This is a genomic window from Bradyrhizobium sp. AZCC 1719, from assembly GCF_036924525.1.
Classification (GTDB): Bacteria; Pseudomonadota; Alphaproteobacteria; order Rhizobiales; family Xanthobacteraceae; genus Bradyrhizobium.
In genome coordinates this window covers 1458169-1478440 of sequence record NZ_JAZHRU010000001.1, presented here as the reverse complement: position 1 = coordinate 1478440, position 20272 = coordinate 1458169, and the positions used below count along the sequence as shown (strand labels likewise).

Annotated in this window: 22 protein-coding genes and 1 tRNA gene; 15 read left to right on the top strand and 8 right to left on the bottom strand. The window is 62.3% G+C overall.

Annotated elements, in window-relative coordinates:
* Nucleotides 1-5 precede the first annotated feature (5 nt).
* The 3 genes from V1292_RS07110 (at nucleotide 6) to V1292_RS07100 (ending at nucleotide 3134) form a co-directional block, all read left to right on the top strand.
* Nucleotides 6-1355 (top strand): aspartate aminotransferase family protein, encoded by a 1350-nt coding sequence (locus tag V1292_RS07110; RefSeq protein ID WP_334371359.1) that lies wholly within the window; start codon nucleotides 6-8, stop codon nucleotides 1353-1355.
* Nucleotides 1356-1365: 10 nt separating this feature from the next.
* Complete coding sequence (locus V1292_RS07105; RefSeq protein ID WP_334371358.1) at nucleotides 1366-2376, top strand: amino acid ABC transporter substrate-binding protein; 1011 nt, start codon at nucleotides 1366-1368, stop codon at nucleotides 2374-2376.
* A 116-nt stretch (nucleotides 2377-2492) separates the two neighbouring features.
* Complete coding sequence (locus V1292_RS07100; protein ID WP_334371356.1) at nucleotides 2493-3134, top strand: arylsulfatase; 642 nt, start codon at nucleotides 2493-2495, stop codon at nucleotides 3132-3134.
* Between the two features lie 28 nt (nucleotides 3135-3162).
* Here V1292_RS07100 and V1292_RS07095 read toward each other — a convergent pair whose 3' ends face one another.
* Both V1292_RS07095 and V1292_RS07090 read right to left on the bottom strand, forming a co-directional pair.
* Nucleotides 3163-4332: an MFS transporter gene (locus tag V1292_RS07095; RefSeq protein ID WP_334371354.1), complete on the bottom strand. Its 1170-nt coding sequence runs from the start codon at nucleotides 4330-4332 to the stop codon at nucleotides 3163-3165.
* Nucleotides 4333-4382: 50 nt separating this feature from the next.
* On the bottom strand, nucleotides 4383-4952 hold the full coding sequence (locus tag V1292_RS07090; RefSeq protein ID WP_334371352.1) for a hypothetical protein: 570 nt from the start codon (nucleotides 4950-4952) through the stop codon (nucleotides 4383-4385).
* Between the two features lie 276 nt (nucleotides 4953-5228).
* On the opposite strand from V1292_RS07090, the gene V1292_RS07085 reads away from it, so the two are divergent.
* Nucleotides 5229-6062: a helix-turn-helix transcriptional regulator gene (locus tag V1292_RS07085; RefSeq protein ID WP_334371350.1), complete on the top strand. Its 834-nt coding sequence runs from the start codon at nucleotides 5229-5231 to the stop codon at nucleotides 6060-6062.
* Nucleotides 6063-6164: 102 nt separating this feature from the next.
* Here the strand turns inward: V1292_RS07085 and V1292_RS07080 are convergent, their stop codons facing one another.
* A complete protein-coding gene (locus tag V1292_RS07080; protein WP_334371349.1) occupies nucleotides 6165-6476 on the bottom strand; it encodes a hypothetical protein in 312 nt (103 codons plus the stop codon).
* A 45-nt stretch (nucleotides 6477-6521) separates the two neighbouring features.
* Between V1292_RS07080 and V1292_RS07075 the strand changes: the two genes are divergently transcribed.
* Together V1292_RS07075 and V1292_RS07070 are read left to right on the top strand one after the other, a co-directional pair.
* The gene (locus tag V1292_RS07075) at nucleotides 6522-6692 is read left to right on the top strand and encodes a hypothetical protein (protein ID WP_334371347.1); all 171 of its coding nucleotides are present in this window, start codon (nucleotides 6522-6524) and stop codon (nucleotides 6690-6692) included.
* Between the two features lie 44 nt (nucleotides 6693-6736).
* Nucleotides 6737-8434, top strand: coding sequence for a methyl-accepting chemotaxis protein (locus V1292_RS07070; RefSeq protein ID WP_334371345.1), 1698 nt, complete (start codon nucleotides 6737-6739; stop codon nucleotides 8432-8434).
* 136 nt (nucleotides 8435-8570) lie between these two features.
* Here the strand turns inward: V1292_RS07070 and V1292_RS07065 are convergent, their stop codons facing one another.
* Complete coding sequence (locus V1292_RS07065; RefSeq protein WP_334371343.1) at nucleotides 8571-9674, bottom strand: transporter; 1104 nt, start codon at nucleotides 9672-9674, stop codon at nucleotides 8571-8573.
* Nucleotides 9675-10060: 386 nt separating this feature from the next.
* On the opposite strand from V1292_RS07065, the gene V1292_RS07060 reads away from it, so the two are divergent.
* Nucleotides 10061-10579: a copper chaperone PCu(A)C gene (locus tag V1292_RS07060; RefSeq protein WP_334371342.1), complete on the top strand. Its 519-nt coding sequence runs from the start codon at nucleotides 10061-10063 to the stop codon at nucleotides 10577-10579.
* Nucleotides 10580-11117: 538 nt separating this feature from the next.
* Entirely contained in the window at nucleotides 11118-11342 is a 225-nt protein-coding gene (locus V1292_RS07055; RefSeq protein ID WP_334371341.1) for a hypothetical protein, read from the top strand.
* A 162-nt stretch (nucleotides 11343-11504) separates the two neighbouring features.
* Here V1292_RS07055 and fabA read toward each other — a convergent pair whose 3' ends face one another.
* Nucleotides 11505-12041: a bifunctional 3-hydroxydecanoyl-ACP dehydratase/trans-2-decenoyl-ACP isomerase gene (gene fabA, locus V1292_RS07050; protein WP_334371339.1), complete on the bottom strand. Its 537-nt coding sequence runs from the start codon at nucleotides 12039-12041 to the stop codon at nucleotides 11505-11507.
* Between fabA and V1292_RS07045 the strand changes: the two genes are divergently transcribed.
* The 3 genes from V1292_RS07045 to V1292_RS07035 all read left to right on the top strand — a co-directional run bounded on the left by V1292_RS07045 (nucleotide 12040) and on the right by V1292_RS07035 (nucleotide 14362).
* On the top strand, nucleotides 12040-12237 hold the full coding sequence (locus V1292_RS07045; RefSeq protein ID WP_334371337.1) for a hypothetical protein: 198 nt from the start codon (nucleotides 12040-12042) through the stop codon (nucleotides 12235-12237). The two genes, fabA and V1292_RS07045, sit on opposite strands and share 2 nt — an antisense overlap.
* 12 nt (nucleotides 12238-12249) lie before the next feature.
* The gene (locus V1292_RS07040; RefSeq protein ID WP_334371335.1) at nucleotides 12250-13578 is read left to right on the top strand and encodes an MFS transporter; all 1329 of its coding nucleotides are present in this window, start codon (nucleotides 12250-12252) and stop codon (nucleotides 13576-13578) included.
* Nucleotides 13579-13654: 76 nt separating this feature from the next.
* Nucleotides 13655-14362: a hypothetical protein gene (locus tag V1292_RS07035; RefSeq protein WP_334371334.1), complete on the top strand. Its 708-nt coding sequence runs from the start codon at nucleotides 13655-13657 to the stop codon at nucleotides 14360-14362.
* A 316-nt stretch (nucleotides 14363-14678) separates the two neighbouring features.
* On the opposite strand, the gene V1292_RS07030 is transcribed toward V1292_RS07035, so the two are convergent.
* A complete protein-coding gene (locus V1292_RS07030) occupies nucleotides 14679-15197 on the bottom strand; it encodes a DUF1993 domain-containing protein (RefSeq protein ID WP_334371333.1) in 519 nt (172 codons plus the stop codon).
* A gap of 170 nt (nucleotides 15198-15367) precedes the next feature.
* Here V1292_RS07030 and V1292_RS07025 point away from each other — a divergent pair, with 170 nt between their 5' ends.
* A complete protein-coding gene (locus V1292_RS07025) occupies nucleotides 15368-15910 on the top strand; it encodes a MarR family winged helix-turn-helix transcriptional regulator (protein ID WP_334371331.1) in 543 nt (180 codons plus the stop codon).
* A gap of 316 nt (nucleotides 15911-16226) precedes the next feature.
* Here the strand turns inward: V1292_RS07025 and V1292_RS07020 are convergent.
* Nucleotides 16227-16303: transfer RNA gene (locus tag V1292_RS07020), tRNA-Arg, on the bottom strand.
* A gap of 70 nt (nucleotides 16304-16373) precedes the next feature.
* Nucleotides 16374-17126: a GntR family transcriptional regulator gene (locus V1292_RS07015; protein ID WP_334371329.1), complete on the bottom strand. Its 753-nt coding sequence runs from the start codon at nucleotides 17124-17126 to the stop codon at nucleotides 16374-16376.
* A 153-nt stretch (nucleotides 17127-17279) separates the two neighbouring features.
* On the opposite strand from V1292_RS07015, the gene V1292_RS07010 reads away from it, so the two are divergent.
* The 3 genes from V1292_RS07010 to V1292_RS07000 all read left to right on the top strand — a co-directional run bounded on the left by V1292_RS07010 (nucleotide 17280) and on the right by V1292_RS07000 (nucleotide 20242).
* The gene (locus V1292_RS07010) at nucleotides 17280-18287 is read left to right on the top strand and encodes a TRAP transporter substrate-binding protein (protein ID WP_334371327.1); all 1008 of its coding nucleotides are present in this window, start codon (nucleotides 17280-17282) and stop codon (nucleotides 18285-18287) included.
* 69 nt (nucleotides 18288-18356) lie between these two features.
* On the top strand, nucleotides 18357-18905 hold the full coding sequence (locus tag V1292_RS07005; protein ID WP_334371325.1) for a TRAP transporter small permease: 549 nt from the start codon (nucleotides 18357-18359) through the stop codon (nucleotides 18903-18905).
* 26 nt (nucleotides 18906-18931) lie between these two features.
* The gene (locus V1292_RS07000; protein WP_334376964.1) at nucleotides 18932-20242 is read left to right on the top strand and encodes a TRAP transporter large permease; all 1311 of its coding nucleotides are present in this window, start codon (nucleotides 18932-18934) and stop codon (nucleotides 20240-20242) included.
* The last annotated feature ends 30 nt before the right edge of the window (nucleotides 20243-20272 follow it).

Here is a 20272-nt window from a genome sequence, read left to right as displayed (position 1 = left end):
TCGTCATGGGAGCCAGCAAAAGCCGGTTGCTGCACCGAAGCCTGCGTGAAACGCCGCCAAAGGCCATCGGCGGCGATGGCGTCTGGCTGATCGCCGAGGATGGCAGGCGGATTCTGGACGCTTCCGGCGGCGCTGCCGTCTCCTGTCTCGGCCACCAGCACCCTCGCGTGCTCGAGGCCATAACGCGGCAGGCATCGAAGCTGGCCTTTGCCCATACCGGGTTCTTCTCGTCGGAGCCTGCCGAAGCGCTGGCCGAGGCGCTCGTCGGCGACGAGCCCGGCGGTCTGGCCTACGCCTATCTCGTCAGCGGCGGGTCGGAAGCAATCGAGGCCAGCATCAAGTTGGCGCGGCAATATTTTGTCGAAAGCGGCCAGCCGCAACGCCAGCGCTTCATCGCGCGCCGCCAGAGCTATCACGGCAATACGCTGGGTGCGCTCGCCGCCGGCGGCAACGCCTGGCGGCGCGAACCCTACGCGCCGTTATTGTCGGCGGCCTTCAGCCACGTGACGCCAGCGTTCGCCTATCACGAAAAACGCGACAGCGAATCCGAGGCCGATTTCGTGACGCGACTGGCGGGCGAGCTGGAAGCCGAATTCCAGCGCCTTGGTCCGGATACGGTGGCGGCATTCATCGCCGAGCCGGTGGTGGGTGCCACCGGCGGATGCGTGCCGGCGCCGGAGGGATATTTCCGCGCCGTCCGCGAGATCTGTAACCGGCATGGCGCGCTCTTGATCCTGGACGAGGTGATGTGCGGCATGGGCCGCACCGGCACGCGCCACGCCTGGGAGCAGGAGGGCATCGCGCCAGATATCCAGGCGATCGCCAAGGGTCTCGGCGGCGGCTATCAACCGATCGGCGCCATGCTCGCCGGCGGGCGCATCATCGACACGATCCGTGAAGGCTCGGGCGCATTCCAGCACGGCCACACCTATCTGGCGCATCCGCTCGCCTGTGCTGCGGCGCTCGAGGTGCAGCGGGTGATCGACGACGAGCAACTGCTCGACAGGGTCAAGGATCTTGGCCGCCAGCTCGAACGGCGCCTGACCGAGCGTTTCGGCAATCACCGCCATGTCGGCGATATCAGGGGGCGAGGCCTGTTCCAGGCCATTGAGCTCGTCGCCGATCGCGCCACCCGCGCGCCGTTCGATCCCGCGCTCAAGCTCCACCAGCGGATCAAGGCCGCCGCGTTGGGAGGCGGCCTTGCCTGTTATCCCTCGGGTGGATCGGTCGACGGCCGCAGCGGCGACCACGTCCTGCTCGCGCCGCCCTATATCGCGACATCAGACGACATCGACATGATCGTCGACCGATTAGGGCACGCCGTCGACTCGGTGTTGAAGAGTGTTGGTCATTAGGAGGAGCAGAATGAAGAGAATCATCATCGCTACAGGCTTGCTCGCCGCGTCGGGCTTGATGGCGCAAGCCGCAACGCTCGATACGGTCAAACAGCGCGGCACGCTGGTGTGCGGCGTCAGCATCGGCTTCGCCGGGTTCTCCACGCCGGATTCGCAGGGCAATTACAAGGGGCTCGACGTCGACTATTGCCGCGCCTTGGCCGCCGGTGTGCTCGGCGACGCCAGCAAGGTGCGCTATGTCGCGCTCACGGCGCAGAACCGCTTCACGGCTTTGCAGTCGGGCGAGATCGACGTGCTCTACCGCAATTCGACGCAGACCTATCTGCGCGGCGCGACGCTGGGGCTGCGGCAGGGACCGGTCAATTTCTACGACGGCCAGGGTTTTGTCGTAAGGGCCGACGCCGGCGTAAAGGACCTCAAGAGCCTCAATGGTGCCACCGTCTGCGTCGCGCAGGGCACGACCCATGAAGTGACGCTCGGCGACTACGGCCGTGCCAACGGCATCGAATGGAAACCGCTGGTGTTCGACCGCACCGATACCATGTACCAGACGTTCTTTGGCGGGCGCTGCGATGCCATGACCCAGGACGCTTCCGCGCTCGCCGGCGCGATCACCACCGCGGCTTCCAATCCGGCCGATTACACCGTGCTGCCGCAGACCATCAGCAAGGAGCCGCTCGGGCCGTTCACCCGCAACGGCGACGATGTCTGGACCGACATCATCGCCTGGCTTCACTATGGTCTGATCGAGGCGGAAGAGCTTGGTGTCACCGCAGCCAACGCCGATCAAATGGCAAAATCCAATGTGCCGGCCGTCCAGCGGCTGCTCGGTACTTCGGGCGAACTCGGCTCGCGATTGGGCCTCGACAACAAATGGATGCTGCAGGCGATCAAGGCGAGCGGCAATTACGGCGAGATTTTTGAGCGCAATGTCGGCAAGGCGAGCCCGTTAAAACTCGATCGCGGCCTCAACGCGACCTGGGCCAAGGGCGGCCTGATGTACGCTCTGCCGTTCAAGTAGGGAGCATAGCGTTTTCGAGCGAAGTGGATGCCGGTTCGCGTAAGAAAACGCGTCAAACAAAAACTATCGCGGCGCGGCGGGTTGACACCCTCTGCGCCGCAGCCAGACTGACCCATATGCGAATTACCCTGATCCATGCTCTGAAGCACTCGATTGTGCCGATCGAAGCCTCCTTCGCCAGGCTTTGGCCGGAGGCCCGCCTGATGAATTTGCTCGACGACAGCCTGTCGGCCGATCTGGCGCGTGACGGCGGGCTCACTGATGCTATGACCGAGCGCTTCCTCCGGCTCGGACGCTACGCCGTCGGTACCGGATCGGATGCGATCCTGTTCACCTGCTCGGCGTTCGGCCCCTGCATTGAAGCCGTCGCACGGGCCCACGCCCCGATGCCGGTGCTCAAGCCCAATGAAGCGATGATCGAGCAGGCCGTCGCGCATGGCCGGAAGATCGGGCTGTTGTCGACGTTCCCGCCGACGCTCGCCTCGATGCCGCCGGAGTTTCCGTCGTGGGTCGAGCTGGTGCCGAAACTGGCGGAGGGCGCGTTGGCCGCGCTCGATCGCGGCGATCGCGCGACCCATGACCGCCTGGTGGTGGAAGCAGCGAGGAGCTTGCGCGACTGCGACCTGATCGCGCTCGCCCAGTACAGCCTGGCGCCGGCGGCTGACGCGGTCGCCGAGGCGACGGGACGGCCGGTGCTGACCACGCCCGACAGCGCGGTGCTGAAGCTGATGAAGATGCTGGGAGTGGACCGAGCCTAGGCTTCTTCCTCGTTTGGCGTCTTTTCGGCTAGGCTTGCTCAACGTTATCTCTTGCCACGGGCCGTTGGCCAGCGGCAAATGCTGCTCCAATCGCAGCAACAAGCAGAGCAGCTCCTCCCCAAGCGAGCGCATCCGCACCGAACCAAGTGATCAGGCCGCCACCAAAGGCGCTGCCGAACATTTGCCCGAGATACGTGGCGGACAGATTCAATGCCGCCGAGGCTGAAGCCAGCTCCGGCGCCAGGAGCACGAGCCGTGCCTGCTGAGACGGATGAATAGCGAAGCCGCCAAGCCCCCAGATCGAGATCGCCAGCATCGTAGTCACCAGCGATCCGTATGCCATGGGCCACATCGCAAACGCTGCAATCATGAGGACAAGGCAAGCGCCAACCACACGTCCAGCGCCAATGCGATCTATCACGCGGCTCGCGAAGTAATTGCCAGCAAGCCCCGCTACCCCGAACCAGCCAAACAGAAGGCCGATTCCCCCCGCATCAATGCCCAGGCTGTCCCTGAGGCCGGGAGCAAGGTAGGTATAGAGTGTAAATTGACCTGCACACTGGAGAACGGTGGTCAGCAACAACCATAGAATGACTGCATTGCCCGCCAAAGGCCGCCATGCGCTCCAGTCTACCGGCGCATTCGGCACTCTGGCTGAAACCGTGAGCGCGACCCACACCGCGCTCGCGAACGACATTGCGCCGACAAGGCTGAGCGTTACGCGCCAGCCAAGAACCGCTCCGAGCGCGTTTCCTGCAGGTATCCCAATCACGATCGAGAGCGTGAACCCGAGAAACATCGTGGCGATGGCTCTGCCGCTCTGTCCGGGCGGAGCTGCAAGACCGGCGGCAGCGATCGAGTGTGGAGTGACGATCGCAGCAGCAAGGCCTGCAAATATGCGCGCCGCTGCAAGCGTGCTGTAGGTCGGCGCCACCGCCGCGGCAAACTGCAGGACTCCAAACAAGACAAGTCCCGCCGCAATCAAGTCCCGCCGACCAAATCGCCTCGTGAGAGACATCAGCAGCGGCGCCCCGACCGCGAGCGCAAGCGAATAAGCGGACATCAACTGTCCCGCACCTGCGACTGACGTCCCAAGCTCCAGCGCGATCTCATTGAGTAGACCGGTCACCGCGAAAGCGCCGATCCCCACAACGAAGTAGCCGAATGCAAGAGCTGCGGTGGATTGGGTTCTGCGCACACGACCTCACGCAAGCTTCGGATGTGGTCGCTGGACACGCCGGAAGCAGCTCACATGCGGCGCGCACGAATATCGACTTCCTTCCGCCAGTTTTCGTTGTCCAAACTCCGCTCCGCCGTCCAATGAAAAGACGTCGGTTCAATTTCGGAAAAGGTCCAGCGCATCGAGCCGCCTCGTGGATCCGGGCCTTCCTGCACAATATCTCGGTCTCGTGCGCGGCCGGTCTGTTGCGTGAAAACATCGGTCGCAGGGTCATTCCATAGAATGCGCCAAGCATCGAGATTCGGATCGTAGATGCGCAGCGTCGTTCCGTACCAATTTCCTGCCCCGGGAAGCTGTTCAATACCCAGGCGCCGTTGCATAAGGCGCGGGATCATCCAGACGTCCTGTATGGCGCGGCCCTGCAATATCCAGCCTGCGTGAATCTCACCGTGACCGGCATGGGTGGACCCGTCCTCAAGTATTGTGGTGACGTCCATCTCCCATTGACCGACGAGCCACGAATATAGTTCCAGCTTGGCCTTGCGCTCTGGATCCGGGCCATCGGCGTGGAGCACGCGAGCAAATGATGTGGCAAGCGAGCTTGGCGCTTGAGCATTTGTGGTGTGCGCAGATGTCATCGTAGCCTCCTCTGACTCCAACGGTTGGCCTCACCGTGAGCCTCGATCCGATATCCACCCATCGGGATCAATCAAAGGTCGCCGCATGGAACTTGCTCACTGCCACGGGCCGGTGCCGCGAAACTGAAGTGCAAGCCTGAGGCGGGTTTCGGATCGACCGGTTGGCCCTGCAGATGTGGCGCGGCGCCGGTTTTCGCTTGGGAAAAATTGCTAAATCTGGTCGGGCTGGCCGGAACAGCCTGTTGCCCGCTCTGCTGGAGAACCTGAAACCAGGTTATGCGTTCTGGCGTTATGGCACTCAAGATTAAGGTATTGGCGTCTGGTCCTGGTTGGAGCGTGCGTGACGTGGTCTGCGACTACGGGCCGCACGATCACGCTTTCGTCGAGCAGCATGCCGAAACGGCAATCTCGCCAGTGACGCAAGGAAGCTTTCAGTACCGGACGCAGGTTGGAGCCGCGACGCTCGTGCCGGGATCGCTTCTGCTCGGCAATGCCGGCAGCTGCTTCGAGTGCGGGCATGAGCATGCGCAGGGCGACCGGTGTCTCGCGTTTCATTTCGCGCCAGCATTCTTCGAGAGCATTGCCGCAGGCGTGCCGGGCGCACGCAGGACTACATTCGACCATGCCGGCTTGCCTCCGACAAACGACCTCATTGGTCTACTCGCCGATGCTGAAGTCGCCCGCGATCAGCGCGACGGGGCAGCGCTCGAGGAAATCGCGACCCGACTTGCCGGCGCCGTTCTGATGATGACGGCCGACAAAGTCGCGCCTATCCGCACTCCAAGCGCGCACGATGAGCGGCGGATTACCCGGGTCGTCCGCCGTATCGATGCACAACCAGATGGAAGGCTGGGGCTCAACGCGCTTGCCCGCGAAGCTGCAATGAGTCCCTATCATTTTCTGCGTACGTTCCAGCAAGTAGCCGGAATGACGCCGCATCAGTACATTCTGCATATGCGGCTCCACCACGCTGCAAGGCAGCTCCGCGAGAGCTCGGATCCGATCTCCAGGATCGCTTTCAAGGCTGGCTTCGAGGATCTCGCCACTTTTAACCGGCGATTTCGCCGACTGATCGGTACAACGCCAAGCACCTACCGCGCGGTCGGTTAGATATTTCATGGGGTAGCGCGACAGGTCCTTGGGCGCTCCTGCTGCCAAAGTTCTATTGTGGCGACAGCCGCATCGGAAAGCGATGCTTGGCGCCGATCGCGGCTAGGCGTTTTTCTTCTTAGGAGCCTTTTTCGCCGCCTTCGCCGCAGCCGCTTCCTCGGCCGCGTTCCTGATCGCCCGCGCGTAACTATCGGCGGTGTTTTGCGCCGAGTTTTGCAGCCGCTTGGCCGCGGCCGTACCGAGCTCCATCGTGCTCCTGGCGATCAGCCGGAATTGGTCCCGCGTCTCCTTGTCCTTTGCCTTGGCCGCGCGGGCCATGATCTGGTCGCGCCGTTTCTTCACGGCTGCCATCAGGCTCTTGTTCTGCGTTTTTGCGATTTGCCGGATGACGACGTCGAGATCGGCTTCAGCCATTATGAGTCACTCTTGCCGCACCATGCTGCCGGTCAGGGGGCGCTGATGCACTGGCACATTACGGTTGATGAAGGAACAGGCAGCATTGTGTCGCCCTGGCGTGATGATTTCAAGCGCGATTTGGCAGCGGCGCGGCGTGACGGCTTGCTCAACTTTGAAGCCGACGCGCATAGCCGGGCGTCATGCCGGAAGGATCCGCCGATAACCGTCGGTTAACGTTGAATTGCTACGCTTTCGCAACCGACAGGAAGGACAAGCGGATGCGTAACCTCACCGTCTATCAGCGCTTTGCGATGGTCATTGCAGCGCTGACGATCGTGCTGCTGGCCGTCTCCGCCCTGCAGATCCTGGTGCTGCGCGATGCGGTGCTGGCCGAGCGGCGCACCACGGTCCGCAATCTTGTCGAGTCCGCGACGAAGATCCTCGCCCAGTACGAAGGTGAGGCCAAGGCCGGCAAGATCGAGCCTGACCGGGCGCGTCAGATGGCCTTTGCTTCGATCGGCGCCATGCGCTGGGGCGAACACGCCGACTACATCGGCGTGTACGGCACCGGAAGCGCCGATGCCGGCGTCACCTATGTGCACGTCAATCCGAAATACATCAACGTCAACCGCTGGGAGTTCAAGGACAAGAGCGGCAAACTGTTGATCCAGGACATCGTGCGGGCCGCGCGCGCCGGCGGCGGCTTTGTCGAATATCTGGCGCCCCGCTCCGCCGGCGGCGCCGAACTTCGCAAGATCGCCTATGTCGGGGCGTTTGGCACAGGCGACAAGCCTCTCGCGATCCAGGCCGGCGTTTATGTCGACGACATCGACGCGGTGGTCTTCAGTCGGATGATCTGGGCCGGGATCGCCGGGCTGGCCGGGCTGGCAATCGCGGCCTTCTCGGCATTCTGGCTCGGCCGCGGCATGGTCGTTCCGCTCAACAGAACCTGCTCGGCGATGGACGAACTGGCCAAGGGCAACCTTGCGGCTGAGATTCCGTTCGTCGACCGGACCAACGAGATCGGCCGGATTGCGCGAAGCCTCCAGGTCTTCAAGAATCATCTGGTCGAAACCACGCGGCTGCGCACCGAACAGGAAGCGATGAAGACGCGGTCTGCCGAGGAGCGGCAAGCGGTTCTGTCCCGCATCGCCGACGAATTCGAGCGCAGCATCGGCGGGGTGATCCGGGGCACCGCAACGGCCGCCGACGAGTTGCAGAATTCCGCCTCGTCGATGTCCACGATTGCGGTGGGAACGACGGATCAGAGCGCGAAGGTCGCGGCCGCCGCCGAGCAGACGGCGTCGAACGTCCAGACCGTTGCGGCGTCGGCGGAGGAATTGTCGTCCTCGATCCAGGAGATCGCGCGGCAGGTCACCCAATCTTCGTCGATTGCCCAGAATGCGGTCGGGCAGGCCAACCGAACCGAGGCCATGGTCGGCCGCCTGGTCGAGGCGTCGCAAAAGATCGGCGAGGTCATGGCGCTGATCCAGACCATCGCGGGACAGACGAATTTGCTGGCGTTGAACGCGACCATCGAAGCTGCGCGGGCCGGCGAGGCCGGCAGAGGCTTCGCCGTCGTCGCCAACGAGGTGAAGGCGCTGTCGTCGCAGACCGCCAAGGCTACCGACGAAATCACCAGCCAGATCCAGGAAATTCGCGATGCGACCGGTTCGACGGTTAATGCAATCCGCGAGATCGGCACCACGATCGGGCAAATGAACGAGATCGCAGGCTCCATTGCGGCCGCCGTCGAAGAGCAGGGCGCTGCGACCAACGAGATCGCCCGCAGCGTGCAGCAGGCGGCGCAAGGCGCCCAAGAGGTGATGCAAAACATCACGGGCGTGCGCGAAGCTTCGAGCAAGGTCGACGCAGCCGCGAGCCTCGTGCTCAATGCCGCCGGTCAACTGACGTCGCAATCCGAGCAGCTCAAAACTGAAACCGGCAAATTCCTCGGCAACGTTCGGGCGGCGTGAGAGTGGGCGCTGGCTTCATCGTCATGCCCGGGCTTGTCCCGGGCATCCACGTCTTCCCATGCTGCACCAACAAAGACGTGGATGGCCGGGACAAGCCCGGCCATGACGGACAAGCGGCGGCTCTCGATCTCAGCGTTCAATTCAGCCGCGCCCCGATCCCCGTGAGCACGCGATAGTCCGGCTTGGACTGAATGCCGTTGTGCTGGTTGATGACCGGCACGCCGACTGAGACGAAGCCCGAAAAACGATCGAAGCCCACCCGCACGCCGGGCGACAGATAGACCGTGGTGCCGCCTGAATTGGGATCCGGAATGCCGGCGATGCGCTGCTTGTCGTGCCACTCGCCATTGAGCTCGAGAACGAGGTCGAGCGTGTAGGGCGTCTTCTTCATGTCGCTGTGGTCGTGGTTGGCGTGATAGAGACAATGCTCCTGCAACTGATTGCGAGGCTGCATGCAGTACTCGTGCAGCTCCACCTCTTTCGCGGAGCCGGTCGGCCCGACCAGCCGATACGACACGGCGGTGCCGAACAGAAAACGGTCGCCGAGATTGGTGTCCTGCGTGCCCGTGCTGATCAGGTAATAGAGGCCGCTCACGTCGAACGACCAGCGGCCGGCGCGCTTGGTGAAGGCGGCGCCGAACAGGCCGTCCCACGAACCCGAGCCCGGTTGAAACTCGGCCTGAAAAAGCTGGCCGGCCGCGTCGCGTTGGTTGGTGCTGCCGGTCGGCGCCTTGAAGCCGAACAGCACGGCGGCCGACGTCCCGCTCTGCGCGTTGCTGTGGAAACGATACTGCCCGAGCATGGTGACGTCGCCGAACCCCGCCGAGTTGCCGCGCTTGTTGATGCTGTCGGATCCCATCAGGCTGCTCATGTCGCTCGCATCCATAATGCCCATGTGGCCGCCGCTCAGCATGTCCCCCCCGGGCTCGCGGATATCCGAGCGCCGCACGCCGGCTGCGCGAACGGCAACGGTCAGGTCGTTGGTGATGCCGTAGGCCACCGAAAGCGAGACACTGTCGATCGAGCGGATCGAATGCGCGTGCGTGCCCCGGGTTGCTGCGGCGAGCAGGTCAGCATCGCTGAGTTGGCCCAGCCTGATGAATTCATAGCGGATCGATGCGGCGATCAGTCCTTCGGAAAGCGTGTCGGCCGAGATGGTGTTGATGGGGCCGCCACTGCCGGTATTGCCGCCGCCGCCCGGATGATGCGCTGCTGCGGGAGCAGCGAGAAAAAATATCATGGATGAAAAGATGCCGGCCGCTGGCCGTCTAAGATACGCACACACATACGCCCCCTGTACTCACTGTCCGGCGATTAGCCATCGCAATCGGGCGCGAGATTGACTGGATCTTGCGAGAAGCGCGGCTGGCTGGCGACCGAAGCGAAGCGGAAAAGCGAACGCGCCATCGCGGGCGCGGCGTCTGTGTGGCTGTCGCGTGTTGGGCGAATGGCGAAAGAGGTGCACTCAGTTGCTTGGTTGTATGCCCGGGGTCGCTCGCGTCGCAACGCAGCAGCCGCAATCAAGTCCGGCAGCGGCCGTAATCACGGCGAGCGCCAGCCGCAATCGCGTCTGATTGATTCTCTACACGCTTCACGGTCCAGCGCGCGTATCGGAGTAGGACAATTATGACAACCATCGTCAGAGATATCTTTGTGTTTGTCACCGCGGCTATTTTTGTCGCAGCGAGTTTGTTCATTGCGACCAGCGCCGGCGCGCACGAGTACAAGGCCGGCGCGCTCGACATTGGCCATCCCTGGTCGCGCCCGACCCCGAAGGATTCCAATATCGCGGGCGGCTATCTCACCATCACCAACAAGGGAAAGACCGCGGATCGTCTGATCGGCGGCACGTCGCCCGCGGCAAGCCAGATCGAGGTGCACGAGGTGGTCGATGTGGACGGTATGGCGAAGACGCGCCCGCTCGCGAACGGTCTCGAGATCAAGCCCGGCAAGACCGTGGAGCTCAAGCCCGGCGCCTATCGCATCCTGCTGATGGGCCTCAAGGAGCCGTTCCTGATCGGCCAGAAGGTGAGGGGCACGCTGGTGTTCGAGAAGGCCGGGCCCGTCGACATCATCTACAACGTCGAGGAAAACGCCGGAGCCGCCGTTAGTGGTGTCAATGGTGTCGCGCACAAGCACCATTAGCGCGGTGGCGCTCTGCAGGATCCCGCCGTGCTCAGCTCAAGCCAAATGTCGCTCGTCACCATCGGCAGGCCACCGTCGTCACCACAGAGAACGCAGGCTGCCTGGCGGTCCGCCGCCGCGGTCTTGTTCGCATCGCTTCTCGGTATCGGGCTGGCCTACTGTGCCTGCATATTGCTGATCCCAGCGGCAGGGCATGGGAGCAGCGCGTCCTTCGCTTCGGCCGACGATCGCTCGCAAGGTGTGATCTGCTCAAGCGGCAATTCGCTGCAGGCAGTTCGCACCAATGAGTGAGCCGGTCGAGCTTTGGCCAACTTGTATCTTGGCATCGAAAATAGTTTGCGCGTTATCGCGCGCGGCCGTGTGCATGTCCGCTGGCGCACATGCTGGCGGCATTGCCGTGGCAAGCCGCGTCCATGCCCTGCGCACCCGCCGTCAACAGTTCGGAAACCACACGAGCTCTCTTCCAGTCCCGCTAACTAATCGAAAATCGTTCTGCCGCAAATTCGTCCTCGGGAAAGGGAATGGGGAGATCCAAGCAATGAACGGGCTGGCCATCATGGAAAACGTTCGCCGCTACCGCACAATCGCATCGTTGTACCGCCAGACCGCGGCCTTCCGGCCGCTTCATAGCGGTTCCCTGCTTGCGCAAGCAAGGGAGTGGGAGCATCGCGCCGTAACGGAGCTGGAAGCCTATTATGAGGCTTTCTGTCAGGCCGCTTCCGGCAATGCGCCAACCCACTCCGCAAGCTGCGCCGTAAACTGACGGCGGGGCGCTCCGGAGTTAACGAATTCAGGCGGCGTGGGTGAGATCCATTTACCTTCGCCGTCCCAGATAGGTAACTCGATCGATCCACCTGCCATCCTCGACAGTGATACGATCGAAATTTACGGTAGCCCGCTTGGGGCTTCTTTCCTGGGTTGCATATCAGCTCGCCGGCGCTATCAGTCCTACCCGCATATCCCTGGCGATATAGACGCATGTGTCGTCGGCAAAGACACGGCCGTTCGCAATGCCGACAGCCAGTTTGCCGCGCCGGACATGGCGCATACTGACCTCGTAGCGCACGCGCTTGACGTCTGGCTTGATGTCGCCTCGGAATTTTACCTCGCCGACGCCGACCGCGCGGCCTTTGCCCGGCGAACCCGACCAGCCGAGCCAATAGCCGATGATCTGCCACATGGCGTCCAGACCCAGACACCCCGGCATCACCGGGTCGCCGGCAAAGTGACAGCCAAAGAACCAGAGGTCCGGCGTGATATCGAGCTCACCGATGACATGGCCCTTGCCGAATTCGCCGCCATCCACGCTGATCTCGATAATCCGGTCCATCATCAGCATGGGCGGTGCCGGGAGCTGAGCATTGCCCGGCCCGAAATAGCCGCCTTCGCTCGACTTGAGCAGCTCTTCACGGGTGTAGGACGATTGCGGAGCGTGAAAGTCGCGCGGGTCTGATACGGTCATGTCACCTTTGACGATGTTTGGCGGGCGATTGTCGAACGTTCACGGCCGCCTTTTCGACGACGGAGCCTTGCGGCAGGCGCAGGGCCTCAGCCATGAACGCCCAGATTTCATCCGTGAGTTTGCCAGGATCGGGTCGCTGCTGGGCGCGAAACTTCTTATGATCTGCTGCCTTATCAACACATTGTGGATTCAATGAATCTGGACTCTGATGACTGTTGGGTCGATCCGGATGCCGAAGACCTTGCGCCCGATCGTGTCGTTGCTCCTGGGGCTCGCGTTCCTGCTGGCAGGCAGCGGCCTGCAATTCACGTTGCTGCCGTTGCGCGGCAGCGCGGAAGGTTTTGACGATCTTGCACTCGGTGTCATCAGCTCGGCCTATTACGTCGGCTTCGTCAGCGGCTGTCTGCTCGCGCCTTATCTGATCCAGCGCGCGGGACACATTCGCGCTTTTACAGCGATGGTGGCGGTGGCGGCGGCCGTCGCGCTTGCCTACGCGCTCGCGCCGGTGGTCGTGGCCTGGATAGCTTTCCGCGGCGTAACCGGCCTCTGCCTCGCCGGTCTCTACCTGGTGGTCGAGAGCTGGCTCAACGATCGCGCCTCCAACGAGAATCGCGGGCTCGTGCTGTCGGCCTACGTGGTGGTCAATTATGGCGCCATCACATTCGGTCAGGCTCTGGTAACGCTTTATCCGATCGCTGAGGCTGGGAACTTCATGGTGGCCGCCATGCTTTCCTCGTTGGCCATCGTTCCGGTGGCCCTGACCCGTGCGGCGCAACCAGCACCGATTACCACCGTCAGCTTTCGCGTCGGACAGCTATACCGCGCGGCACCCGTCGCGCTGGTCGCAAGTTTCATGATCGGCGCAGCTAACGGTGCATTCTGGGGCCTTGCGCCGCTGTCGGCCGCGGGTAGCGGCCTCAGCATCGATCAGGTGGCGCTGTTCATGAGTACGGCGGTGCTGGCAGGAGCGATCGTCCAGTGGCCGGTAGGCCGTCTGTCCGACCGCATCGATCGCCGCCTGGTGCTGCTCGTTCTCTTGATCGGAGCAGCCGCCGCGGGCGTTGTCTCGTGGCTGATCTCCGCATCCGGAATGATGCTGCTGCTATTCGGCATTCTCTTTGGGGCGCTCGCGCTGCCCGGCTATTCGCTTGCCGCGGCTCATGCCTATGACAAGACCCCAGCGAGTGATGTGGTACCGATCGCCGCCACAATCCTGCTCACCAACGGCCTCGGTTCAGTGGTCGGACCGCTCATTGCCGCTGCCTTCATGTCGGCGGAAGGGCCACGCGCCTTGTTCCTGTTCACCGCGATGGTCCAGGCGTTGCTTGCGGCCTACGTTTTGTATCGGACGCAGGTGCAGGTCTCGCTCGCTTCGCCACAGAAGACCGACTTCGATCTTGCCGCGACAGCACTCGTGGGTACGGTGGTCACGCACGATGCGCTGGACCCGGCCGATCCCTCGATTATTATCCCGGAGGCCTATGCGCGCGCGCCCATGCAAGCCAATGCCGGATCGACTCCATCGTCGGAGAGCTGACCTTGGGCTCGCCGGTTGACGCGGCATCGGGCGCCGGACTCCATCCTGATGACCACGGCACGCCGAGAGGGCGGACATGCATCCGGAGAACCGCAACAAACTCAACGACCGCGTGATCAGAGCGGCTGAGGCGACGCTCGCAGCCCAGAAGTATGTGAGCCCCGTCGACGTGCTGGTCGGGATCGGATGGCTCGATCCCGGAGCACTCAAACGTTGGCGGCAGGGGCAGGTCGACTATCTCGAGCGCGTCATGCAGACCAATCTGCCGCGCATTTCGCAGGCCATGAAGCTGTTTCGGTCGTGGGCAACCGCGAAAGGGCTGACCCCAAGCGAGACGCATTATGTTGCGCGGACACCGTCACGGCAGACGCTGCGCTTCAGCAAGAGCGGGAATCCGACGATCGAAAGGTTGTACCGCACCCATTGGATCTCGGGCGAGCTTTCGCAGAGAAAACGGGAGCGTTTGGCGGAGATGGCGAGCCGTGCGCCCGAGCTTGTGGTGATCCAACCACTGAACGATACCTGGAAATGCCACCGATGCGGCGGAACGGGCGATCTTCTCATCATGGAAAGCCCCGGCCCGGCATGCCTGCGATGCACAGGTCTCGCCGATCTTGAATTTTTGGGGGCCGGGAATGCACTGCTCACGCGCCGGGTGAAGGCAAAGAGCCCGAGGCATGCCGTGGTGGTACGCTTCAGCAAGACCCGGGGCCGCTATGAACGACAAGGCCTGCTGGTCGAGCCGCACGCCTTGGCGGAGGCGGAACGTGAACTTGGCCGGTAGAACCGCGACTGATGCCTTTCCGGAGAGCCATGCTTCAGTGGTGATCTGCCAGTTAGCTTTCGATCTGGCGGTAGACTGGCGCGCCACGGCCGGTGAAGATGGGCACTACTGCTTCGCCGTGACGCTATGATGAAGCGCTCCACTGCACGAAAGGGACGGCGATGCTACGCCACCCTATCCGACAGTAGTGGCTGCATGACCCTCCGGTAGCTGCGCCAGTCGACCCACTGCAGGTAGCGAACTTAACCGCCTCGAAGCTGCGCCACAGGCCGTGCCGCGAGAGGACGCTGCGGCTGGGCCTCTTTCTTATGATGTCTCACGAGATTCTCATCGGGATGGCGCCGAGGAAATCACGCTTGCCGATCTCGACGCCACAGTGCCGGAGAATGTCGTAGGCCGTGGTCAGGTGAAAGTAGAAGTTGGGCAGTGCGAAGTGGTTGAGATAGTCGATACCTCGCATGTGCCCCTTGTTGCTCGGGCCGAGCGGGAACGTGATTTCGCGTTCGGCAGCCGTGTCGATGCCCTGCGGGTCGAGCGTCTTTATGAAATCGATCGTTTTTGCAATGCGATTCCTGAGTTCAGCGATCGTCTTCTCATTGTCCTCGTATCTTGGCGGCTCAAGACCGGCGAGCCGCGCGCCCCCGTTCTTGGCCTGGTCGCAAGCGCTCTGCACTTGCTGAGAGAATGCGAACATGTCGGGAAAGAGGCGCGTATTGAGAAGCACTGCGGGATCAATGCCCTTCGCCCTGGAATAGGCCTCGGCCTTGTCGAGGAGCGTCGACAGCGTGTTGAGACCGACCTCGAATACTGGAATTGAAGTGTTGAACATTGACATGGCGGGAGCCTCGCTCTGTTAGTTCGAACGTGATGAATTTGGCGGGCCGGCAAGGCTCTGGACATCAGTTGCATATGCATCTATAATGTTTACTAAGCTAACCGCCTGTCAAGAATTCTGCTTTCAACCTCAAGTGATCGGCAGATAATTCTGATGCGTATGCACGTTTCATGGCTGAATTCGCTCAGCTAGCACGAACGATGGCCGTGGAGTGCCCCGCTCTCCGCGTGCGGCAAGCCTCGCGTGTCCTCGCAAAGCTCTTCGACGACGAGCTAGCGCCTTTCGGACTGCTCTCGTCGCAACTGCCCGTCATCGCGACCGCCGCGCTGTTCGGAGATTCGGGTGCGCCTATGAACAAGCTCGCACAGGCACTGCTGATGGATCGCACTACCCTGACGCGAAGCATCCGACCGCTCGAACGTGCCGGGCTCTTACGTGTGGCGCGGTCCCCGGAAGATGCTCGCACAAAAATCGTCGTCATCACGCGGTCCGGTGAGCGCATGATTGAAACGATCTTTCCCGTGTGGAAGCGGGTTCTTGAGCAAATCAAGAAGCCCCTCGGCGCGGAGATGCTTACCGACCTTCATGCGCGGCTCGATCGGGTGATTGCGCTCTCTCGCGTTGCGGAGCGTGGCGCGCCGTCCAGCGACGGCGCTCTCTCTAATGAGGGGCGTGGCGGCCTGCGTTCATCAAAGACCCCATACAAGGGGTGAAGGACGGCAGCATGACCTACGTCGAATTCTGTCGAGCGCTCCCAGCGAACACCTACGTGGTTCAGTCGGGCGGGTCCCACGTCTGGAAAATCGGCGACAAAGTTTTCGCAATCGCCACTGGGTCGGATGGCAAGCGCGTTTCGCCTTCAATGTGAGCGACATTGCGTGTGAGAGCCAGGCGTGCGTCCCCCTGCCTCGCATCGCGTGGCGGGAAATGGATCCAGCATTTCGCGAAGCTAGGAGCAATCGGCGTCTTCCGCGGGCTTTCGCGCGCATTTGCAACTGATCGGCAACGATATCGCGCAAAATCGTAGAGTGGCGCACCCGACACGATTCGAACGTGTGACCTTTGCCTTCGGAGGGCAACGCTCTATCCAGCTGAGCTACGGGTGCAACAGGGCTTCATTTAGCCGATTGGCCGGGCAGGGGCAACGGCCCTGCGGGATTCGTTTTGGGCCGTGTGTCAGGCACCTGCGCCGTCGCCGAAACGTTGGCGGTAGGCGCGAACATAGGCCTGCTCGGCCGGTTTGAGGTGACGCCTTGTCAGCATGATCAACTCGTCGCGGCGGGAATGCCGAAGGGCCTCGATCATGGCAATGTGGTCCTGGCGGGCCTCATTCAGCGCGCCCGGGTTGGCGTAGGCATAGGAGCGGATGCCCGAGACCTTTTGCGCCAGATTTTCGATGGTCTCGATCAGGCAAGCGTTGCCGCATAGCCCGAACAGGGCGCGGTGGAATTGCACATTGCTGTGGAACACCGCCAGAAGGTCGCCGGCATCCACGGCCTTGCCGTGCTCGCGCTGCACGGCTTCCAGCCGGACGATATCGGCGGGCGCCACGGGAAACGGCAGAATCCGCACCGCCATCACCTCGAGTTCCTCGCGAACACTATAGATGTCGCTCACCTCACGCGGCTTCAGATCGCGCACGATCGCGCCGCGGTTTGGAATGCGTTCGACGATGCCGCGCTTTTCCAGTTCGAACAGCGCCAGCCGGATGTCGCCGCGATGGGTGTCGAAGGCCGCGCACAGATCCTGCTCGACCAGGCGCTCGCGCGGATGCCGCCTGCCGAGCACGACATCTTCCTCGAGCTTTCTGGCGATCACATGCGCGATCGGCTCGCGCTCATGCGTCGCCGCCGGGGGCAAAGCAGTCCCGGACGTTTTCGCAATGTCGCCGCGCGCGGGCGGCTTTTTGGAGATTTTGGCAGTGGCCATGGCGCCAATGTGCCATCGGCCGAAATAGTATACAATCTGAAATACTATCTTGTTAACAGGACAGCTTCGGTCATAATGACCCTTGCTGCGGCCTATCAGGGGGCAAGCGGCGACAATCAGCCCGCAAAAGCGGCGAAGCAGGGGAGGAATTCAATGTCCGTTTCACGGTATTTGCCGTTCGCGCGCGGCATTCTGCTGGGCGTTGCCATTGCGATGGTGTCGTCGCCAGCGTCGGCGCAAAAGCGCGAATTCTCGTTCGCCTACGACCAGCCGAAGAACAGCGGCTACGGTATCGGCGCCGAAATGTTCAACAAGAAGCTGTTGGAGTTGAGCAAGGGCACGCTCTCGATCAACCAATATCCCGGCGCCCAGCTCGGTACCGAGGCGCAGACCCTGCAAAAAGTCCAAACCGGCGACATCGATTTCGTGATGCTGTCGACCGCCAATGCCTCGACCGCGCAGCCGGAGTCGGGCGTGTTCTCGCTTCACTATATCTTCCGCGATGAAGCGCACGCCATCAAGGTGCTCGGCGATCCCGCCGTCATCGCGGCGATGAAGGAATTATACGCGGCCAAGATGAAGGGCGCGCACATGCTGGGGCTCGGCTCGCAGGGCCTGCGGCACATGTACGGCAAGAAGCCGGTGCAGGCGGTCGCCGACCTCAAGGGCGTCAAGGTTCGGGTGCAGGCGACCGTCACCGAAGATACGCTCTTCCCGGCGTATGGCGCTCAGGTCGTGCACATGCCGTTCGGCGAAGTCTACACCTCGCTGCAGACCGGCGTCGTCGACATGGCCGAAAACGGCATCAACAACTATCTCGTCAACAAGCACTACGAACCCGCCCCCGTGCTCTCGCTCACCGAGCACGAAGCGAACAATGCCGCATTGTTCGTCAGCGACAAGGTATGGAGCAGTCTCACCGACGAGCAGAAGAAGTGGGTGCAGGCGGCCGCCGACGAGGTCAGCAGGAACGAGCCGGCCCAGGCCTTCAAGCTCGAACACGACGCGCAGGCGAAGCTCGAAAAGATCGGCGTCAAGGTCGTCAAGAGCGTCGACAAGAGCGGCTTCATGGCGATCAGCAAGCCGATCCAGGACAAGCTGGCGGCCGATCTCGGACCGAACGCCGTCAAGGTCCTCGGTATGGTGCGCAACGTCCAATAGCTGGCGGCTCATATGCGGGCAGCCGGCGGCTGCCCGCAGTGCCAGTGCCTTGCGGATCAGAGAATCGACATGCCCGGATTCAATAGCCTCGTCCTGGAGGAGCAGCGTCACCTGAAGTGGCGCGCGCTGGACTGGCTCGAGCAGGTTCTGATGATTCTCTGCGGCGTCGCCATCACCGGGTTCTCCGTCCTGGTAATGTGCGACATCGTTACCCGCACCATCGGTCATCCCTGGCTCTGGCTCCAGGAAGCGACGATGACGTTTTTCATCTATGGTATCTTCCTCGGCGTGGGCGCGGCGACGCGGCGCAACGATCATCTCTATCTTGCCGTGCTGGCGGAATCGCTCACCGGCAACACGCGGCTGTTCTTCGAGACGTTCAACCGGCTGGTGGTGCTCGGCGTCGCCCTCTGCATGATCTACTTCGGGTATTTGAACTTTCTGGATGGCTTCAAGAGCCTGCGCATGCCGTCGATGACGCCATTGGCGAGCCTGTACGCAGCCATTCCGCTGTGCGGTGTGCTGATCGCCCTTTTTACCATCGAGCAGATCGCCAACGGCTGGAAGAACGGCTTCGGCGGCCTGTCGGATGCCGACGAGAAGAGGAAGGCGCTGTGACGACCAATGGCGGGCTCATCTTCCTGATGGGATTTCTCTTTCTGTTTCTCGGCTACATGGGCGTGCCGGTGGCCTTTGCCCTGATTGCGTCTGTGCTCGTGGTGACGGCGTTCACCCCGGTCAGCCTCGCCTCGATGATGGCGCAGCTCTTCAACGGAATGGACACCGAAGCCCTGCTTGCGGTGCCGTTCTTCCTGCTGGTCGGCGACCTCATGACGTCGGCAAACGTCACTGCCCGCATGATTGCGTTGTCGCAAACGCTGGTCGGACATTTGCGCGGCGGCCTGGCGCAGGTGGTGACGATCTTCAGCATGTTCTTCGCGGGCATCTCCGGCTCGTCCGCCGCCGACGTCGCCATCCTGTCGCGAACGCTGGCGCCGGAAATGAAGCGGGAAGGCTATGATCTCGCCTTCACGGCGGCGCTGATCGCCTCCGCCTCGACGATGGCCAATCTCATCCCGCCCAGCATCATGGCCGTGGTGTATGGCGCGACCGGCAATGTCTCGATCGGCGGCTTGTTCCTCGCCGGCGTGGCGCCCGGCGTATTCGTCGGCATCGGACTGATGATCTACAGTCACTTCTTCGGGCCCGTTGGCATCAAGCGCGAGCGCGCCACGTTTGGCATGGTCGCGACTGCTACGAAGCAGGCGGCCGTGCCGCTGATGATCCCGTTCATCATCATGGGCGGCATCCTCACCGGCCAATTCACGCCGACCGAGGCGGGCATCATTGCCGTGGCCTATATCGTATTCGTGGCGATCCCGTTGCTCAATCGCCGGCATTACCGGCACTTGCCGCGCGACATGGCGCTGACCGGACTGCTTTATTCCATCCCGCTCATCACCATCGGCGCCGCATCGGTGTTCGGCTGGATGCTGGCCTATCTGCGGGGGCCCGCCGTGGTATCAGGCTGGATATCGTCGGCGGCTGGCGGCGATCCCTTCCTGATCATGCTGTTGCTGGTCCTCTTGTTCGTCGTGGTCGGCGACTTCATCGACGCGATCCCTGCGATCATCATATTCATGCCCATCATCGACGATCTAACCAAGAACGCCGATATCAATCCGGTGCATATGGGCGTCGTCATCATCGTTACGCTGGCGTTCGGGCTGATCACGCCGCCTTACGGGCTTGCGCTGCTGATGGCATCGAAATTTGTCGGGGTGCGTTTCGGCCGGGCGATGCTGGCGTCGCTCCCCATCTACATCGTGTTCCTGGCCGCGATCGCGTTCTGCATCTTCTTCCCCGAAGTCGTGCTGTGGCTGCCCAAGCACCTGCTTCCGGAATCGGTCGGCTGCTTCAAGAATCCGAGCGGCGCTGGCTATATCTGTCCTTGAGACGACCGATGTGCCGCAACAATGGTCATC

What these genes read in the sequence shown, in the direction of transcription:
- V1292_RS07070 (WP_334371345.1), top strand. Translation starts at nt 6,737, where the DNA reads ATGCGTAACCTCACCGTCTATCAGCGCTTTGCGATGGTCATTGCAGCG.
- V1292_RS07015 (WP_334371329.1), bottom strand. Translation starts at nt 17,126, where the DNA reads ATGGCCACTGCCAAAATCTCCAAAAAGCCGCCCGCGCGCGGCGACATT.
- V1292_RS07110 (WP_334371359.1), top strand. Translation starts at nt 6, where the DNA reads ATGGGAGCCAGCAAAAGCCGGTTGCTGCACCGAAGCCTGCGTGAAACG.
- V1292_RS07045 (WP_334371337.1), top strand. Translation starts at nt 12,040, where the DNA reads ATGTCACCTTTGACGATGTTTGGCGGGCGATTGTCGAACGTTCACGGC.
- V1292_RS07030 (WP_334371333.1), bottom strand. Translation starts at nt 15,197, where the DNA reads ATGTCAATGTTCAACACTTCAATTCCAGTATTCGAGGTCGGTCTCAAC.
- fabA (WP_334371339.1), bottom strand. Translation starts at nt 12,041, where the DNA reads ATGACCGTATCAGACCCGCGCGACTTTCACGCTCCGCAATCGTCCTAC.
- V1292_RS07010 (WP_334371327.1), top strand. Translation starts at nt 17,280, where the DNA reads ATGTCCGTTTCACGGTATTTGCCGTTCGCGCGCGGCATTCTGCTGGGC.
- V1292_RS07005 (WP_334371325.1), top strand. Translation starts at nt 18,357, where the DNA reads ATGCCCGGATTCAATAGCCTCGTCCTGGAGGAGCAGCGTCACCTGAAG.
- V1292_RS07035 (WP_334371334.1), top strand. Translation starts at nt 13,655, where the DNA reads ATGCATCCGGAGAACCGCAACAAACTCAACGACCGCGTGATCAGAGCG.
- V1292_RS07025 (WP_334371331.1), top strand. Translation starts at nt 15,368, where the DNA reads ATGGCTGAATTCGCTCAGCTAGCACGAACGATGGCCGTGGAGTGCCCC.
- V1292_RS07100 (WP_334371356.1), top strand. Translation starts at nt 2,493, where the DNA reads ATGCGAATTACCCTGATCCATGCTCTGAAGCACTCGATTGTGCCGATC.
- V1292_RS07080 (WP_334371349.1), bottom strand. Translation starts at nt 6,476, where the DNA reads ATGGCTGAAGCCGATCTCGACGTCGTCATCCGGCAAATCGCAAAAACG.
- V1292_RS07000 (WP_334376964.1), top strand. Translation starts at nt 18,932, where the DNA reads ATGGGATTTCTCTTTCTGTTTCTCGGCTACATGGGCGTGCCGGTGGCC.
- V1292_RS07105 (WP_334371358.1), top strand. Translation starts at nt 1,366, where the DNA reads ATGAAGAGAATCATCATCGCTACAGGCTTGCTCGCCGCGTCGGGCTTG.
- V1292_RS07085 (WP_334371350.1), top strand. Translation starts at nt 5,229, where the DNA reads ATGCGTTCTGGCGTTATGGCACTCAAGATTAAGGTATTGGCGTCTGGT.
- V1292_RS07090 (WP_334371352.1), bottom strand. Translation starts at nt 4,952, where the DNA reads ATGACATCTGCGCACACCACAAATGCTCAAGCGCCAAGCTCGCTTGCC.
- V1292_RS07055 (WP_334371341.1), top strand. Translation starts at nt 11,118, where the DNA reads ATGAACGGGCTGGCCATCATGGAAAACGTTCGCCGCTACCGCACAATC.
- V1292_RS07065 (WP_334371343.1), bottom strand. Translation starts at nt 9,674, where the DNA reads ATGATATTTTTTCTCGCTGCTCCCGCAGCAGCGCATCATCCGGGCGGC.
- V1292_RS07075 (WP_334371347.1), top strand. Translation starts at nt 6,522, where the DNA reads ATGCACTGGCACATTACGGTTGATGAAGGAACAGGCAGCATTGTGTCG.
- V1292_RS07060 (WP_334371342.1), top strand. Translation starts at nt 10,061, where the DNA reads ATGACAACCATCGTCAGAGATATCTTTGTGTTTGTCACCGCGGCTATT.
- V1292_RS07040 (WP_334371335.1), top strand. Translation starts at nt 12,250, where the DNA reads ATGACTGTTGGGTCGATCCGGATGCCGAAGACCTTGCGCCCGATCGTG.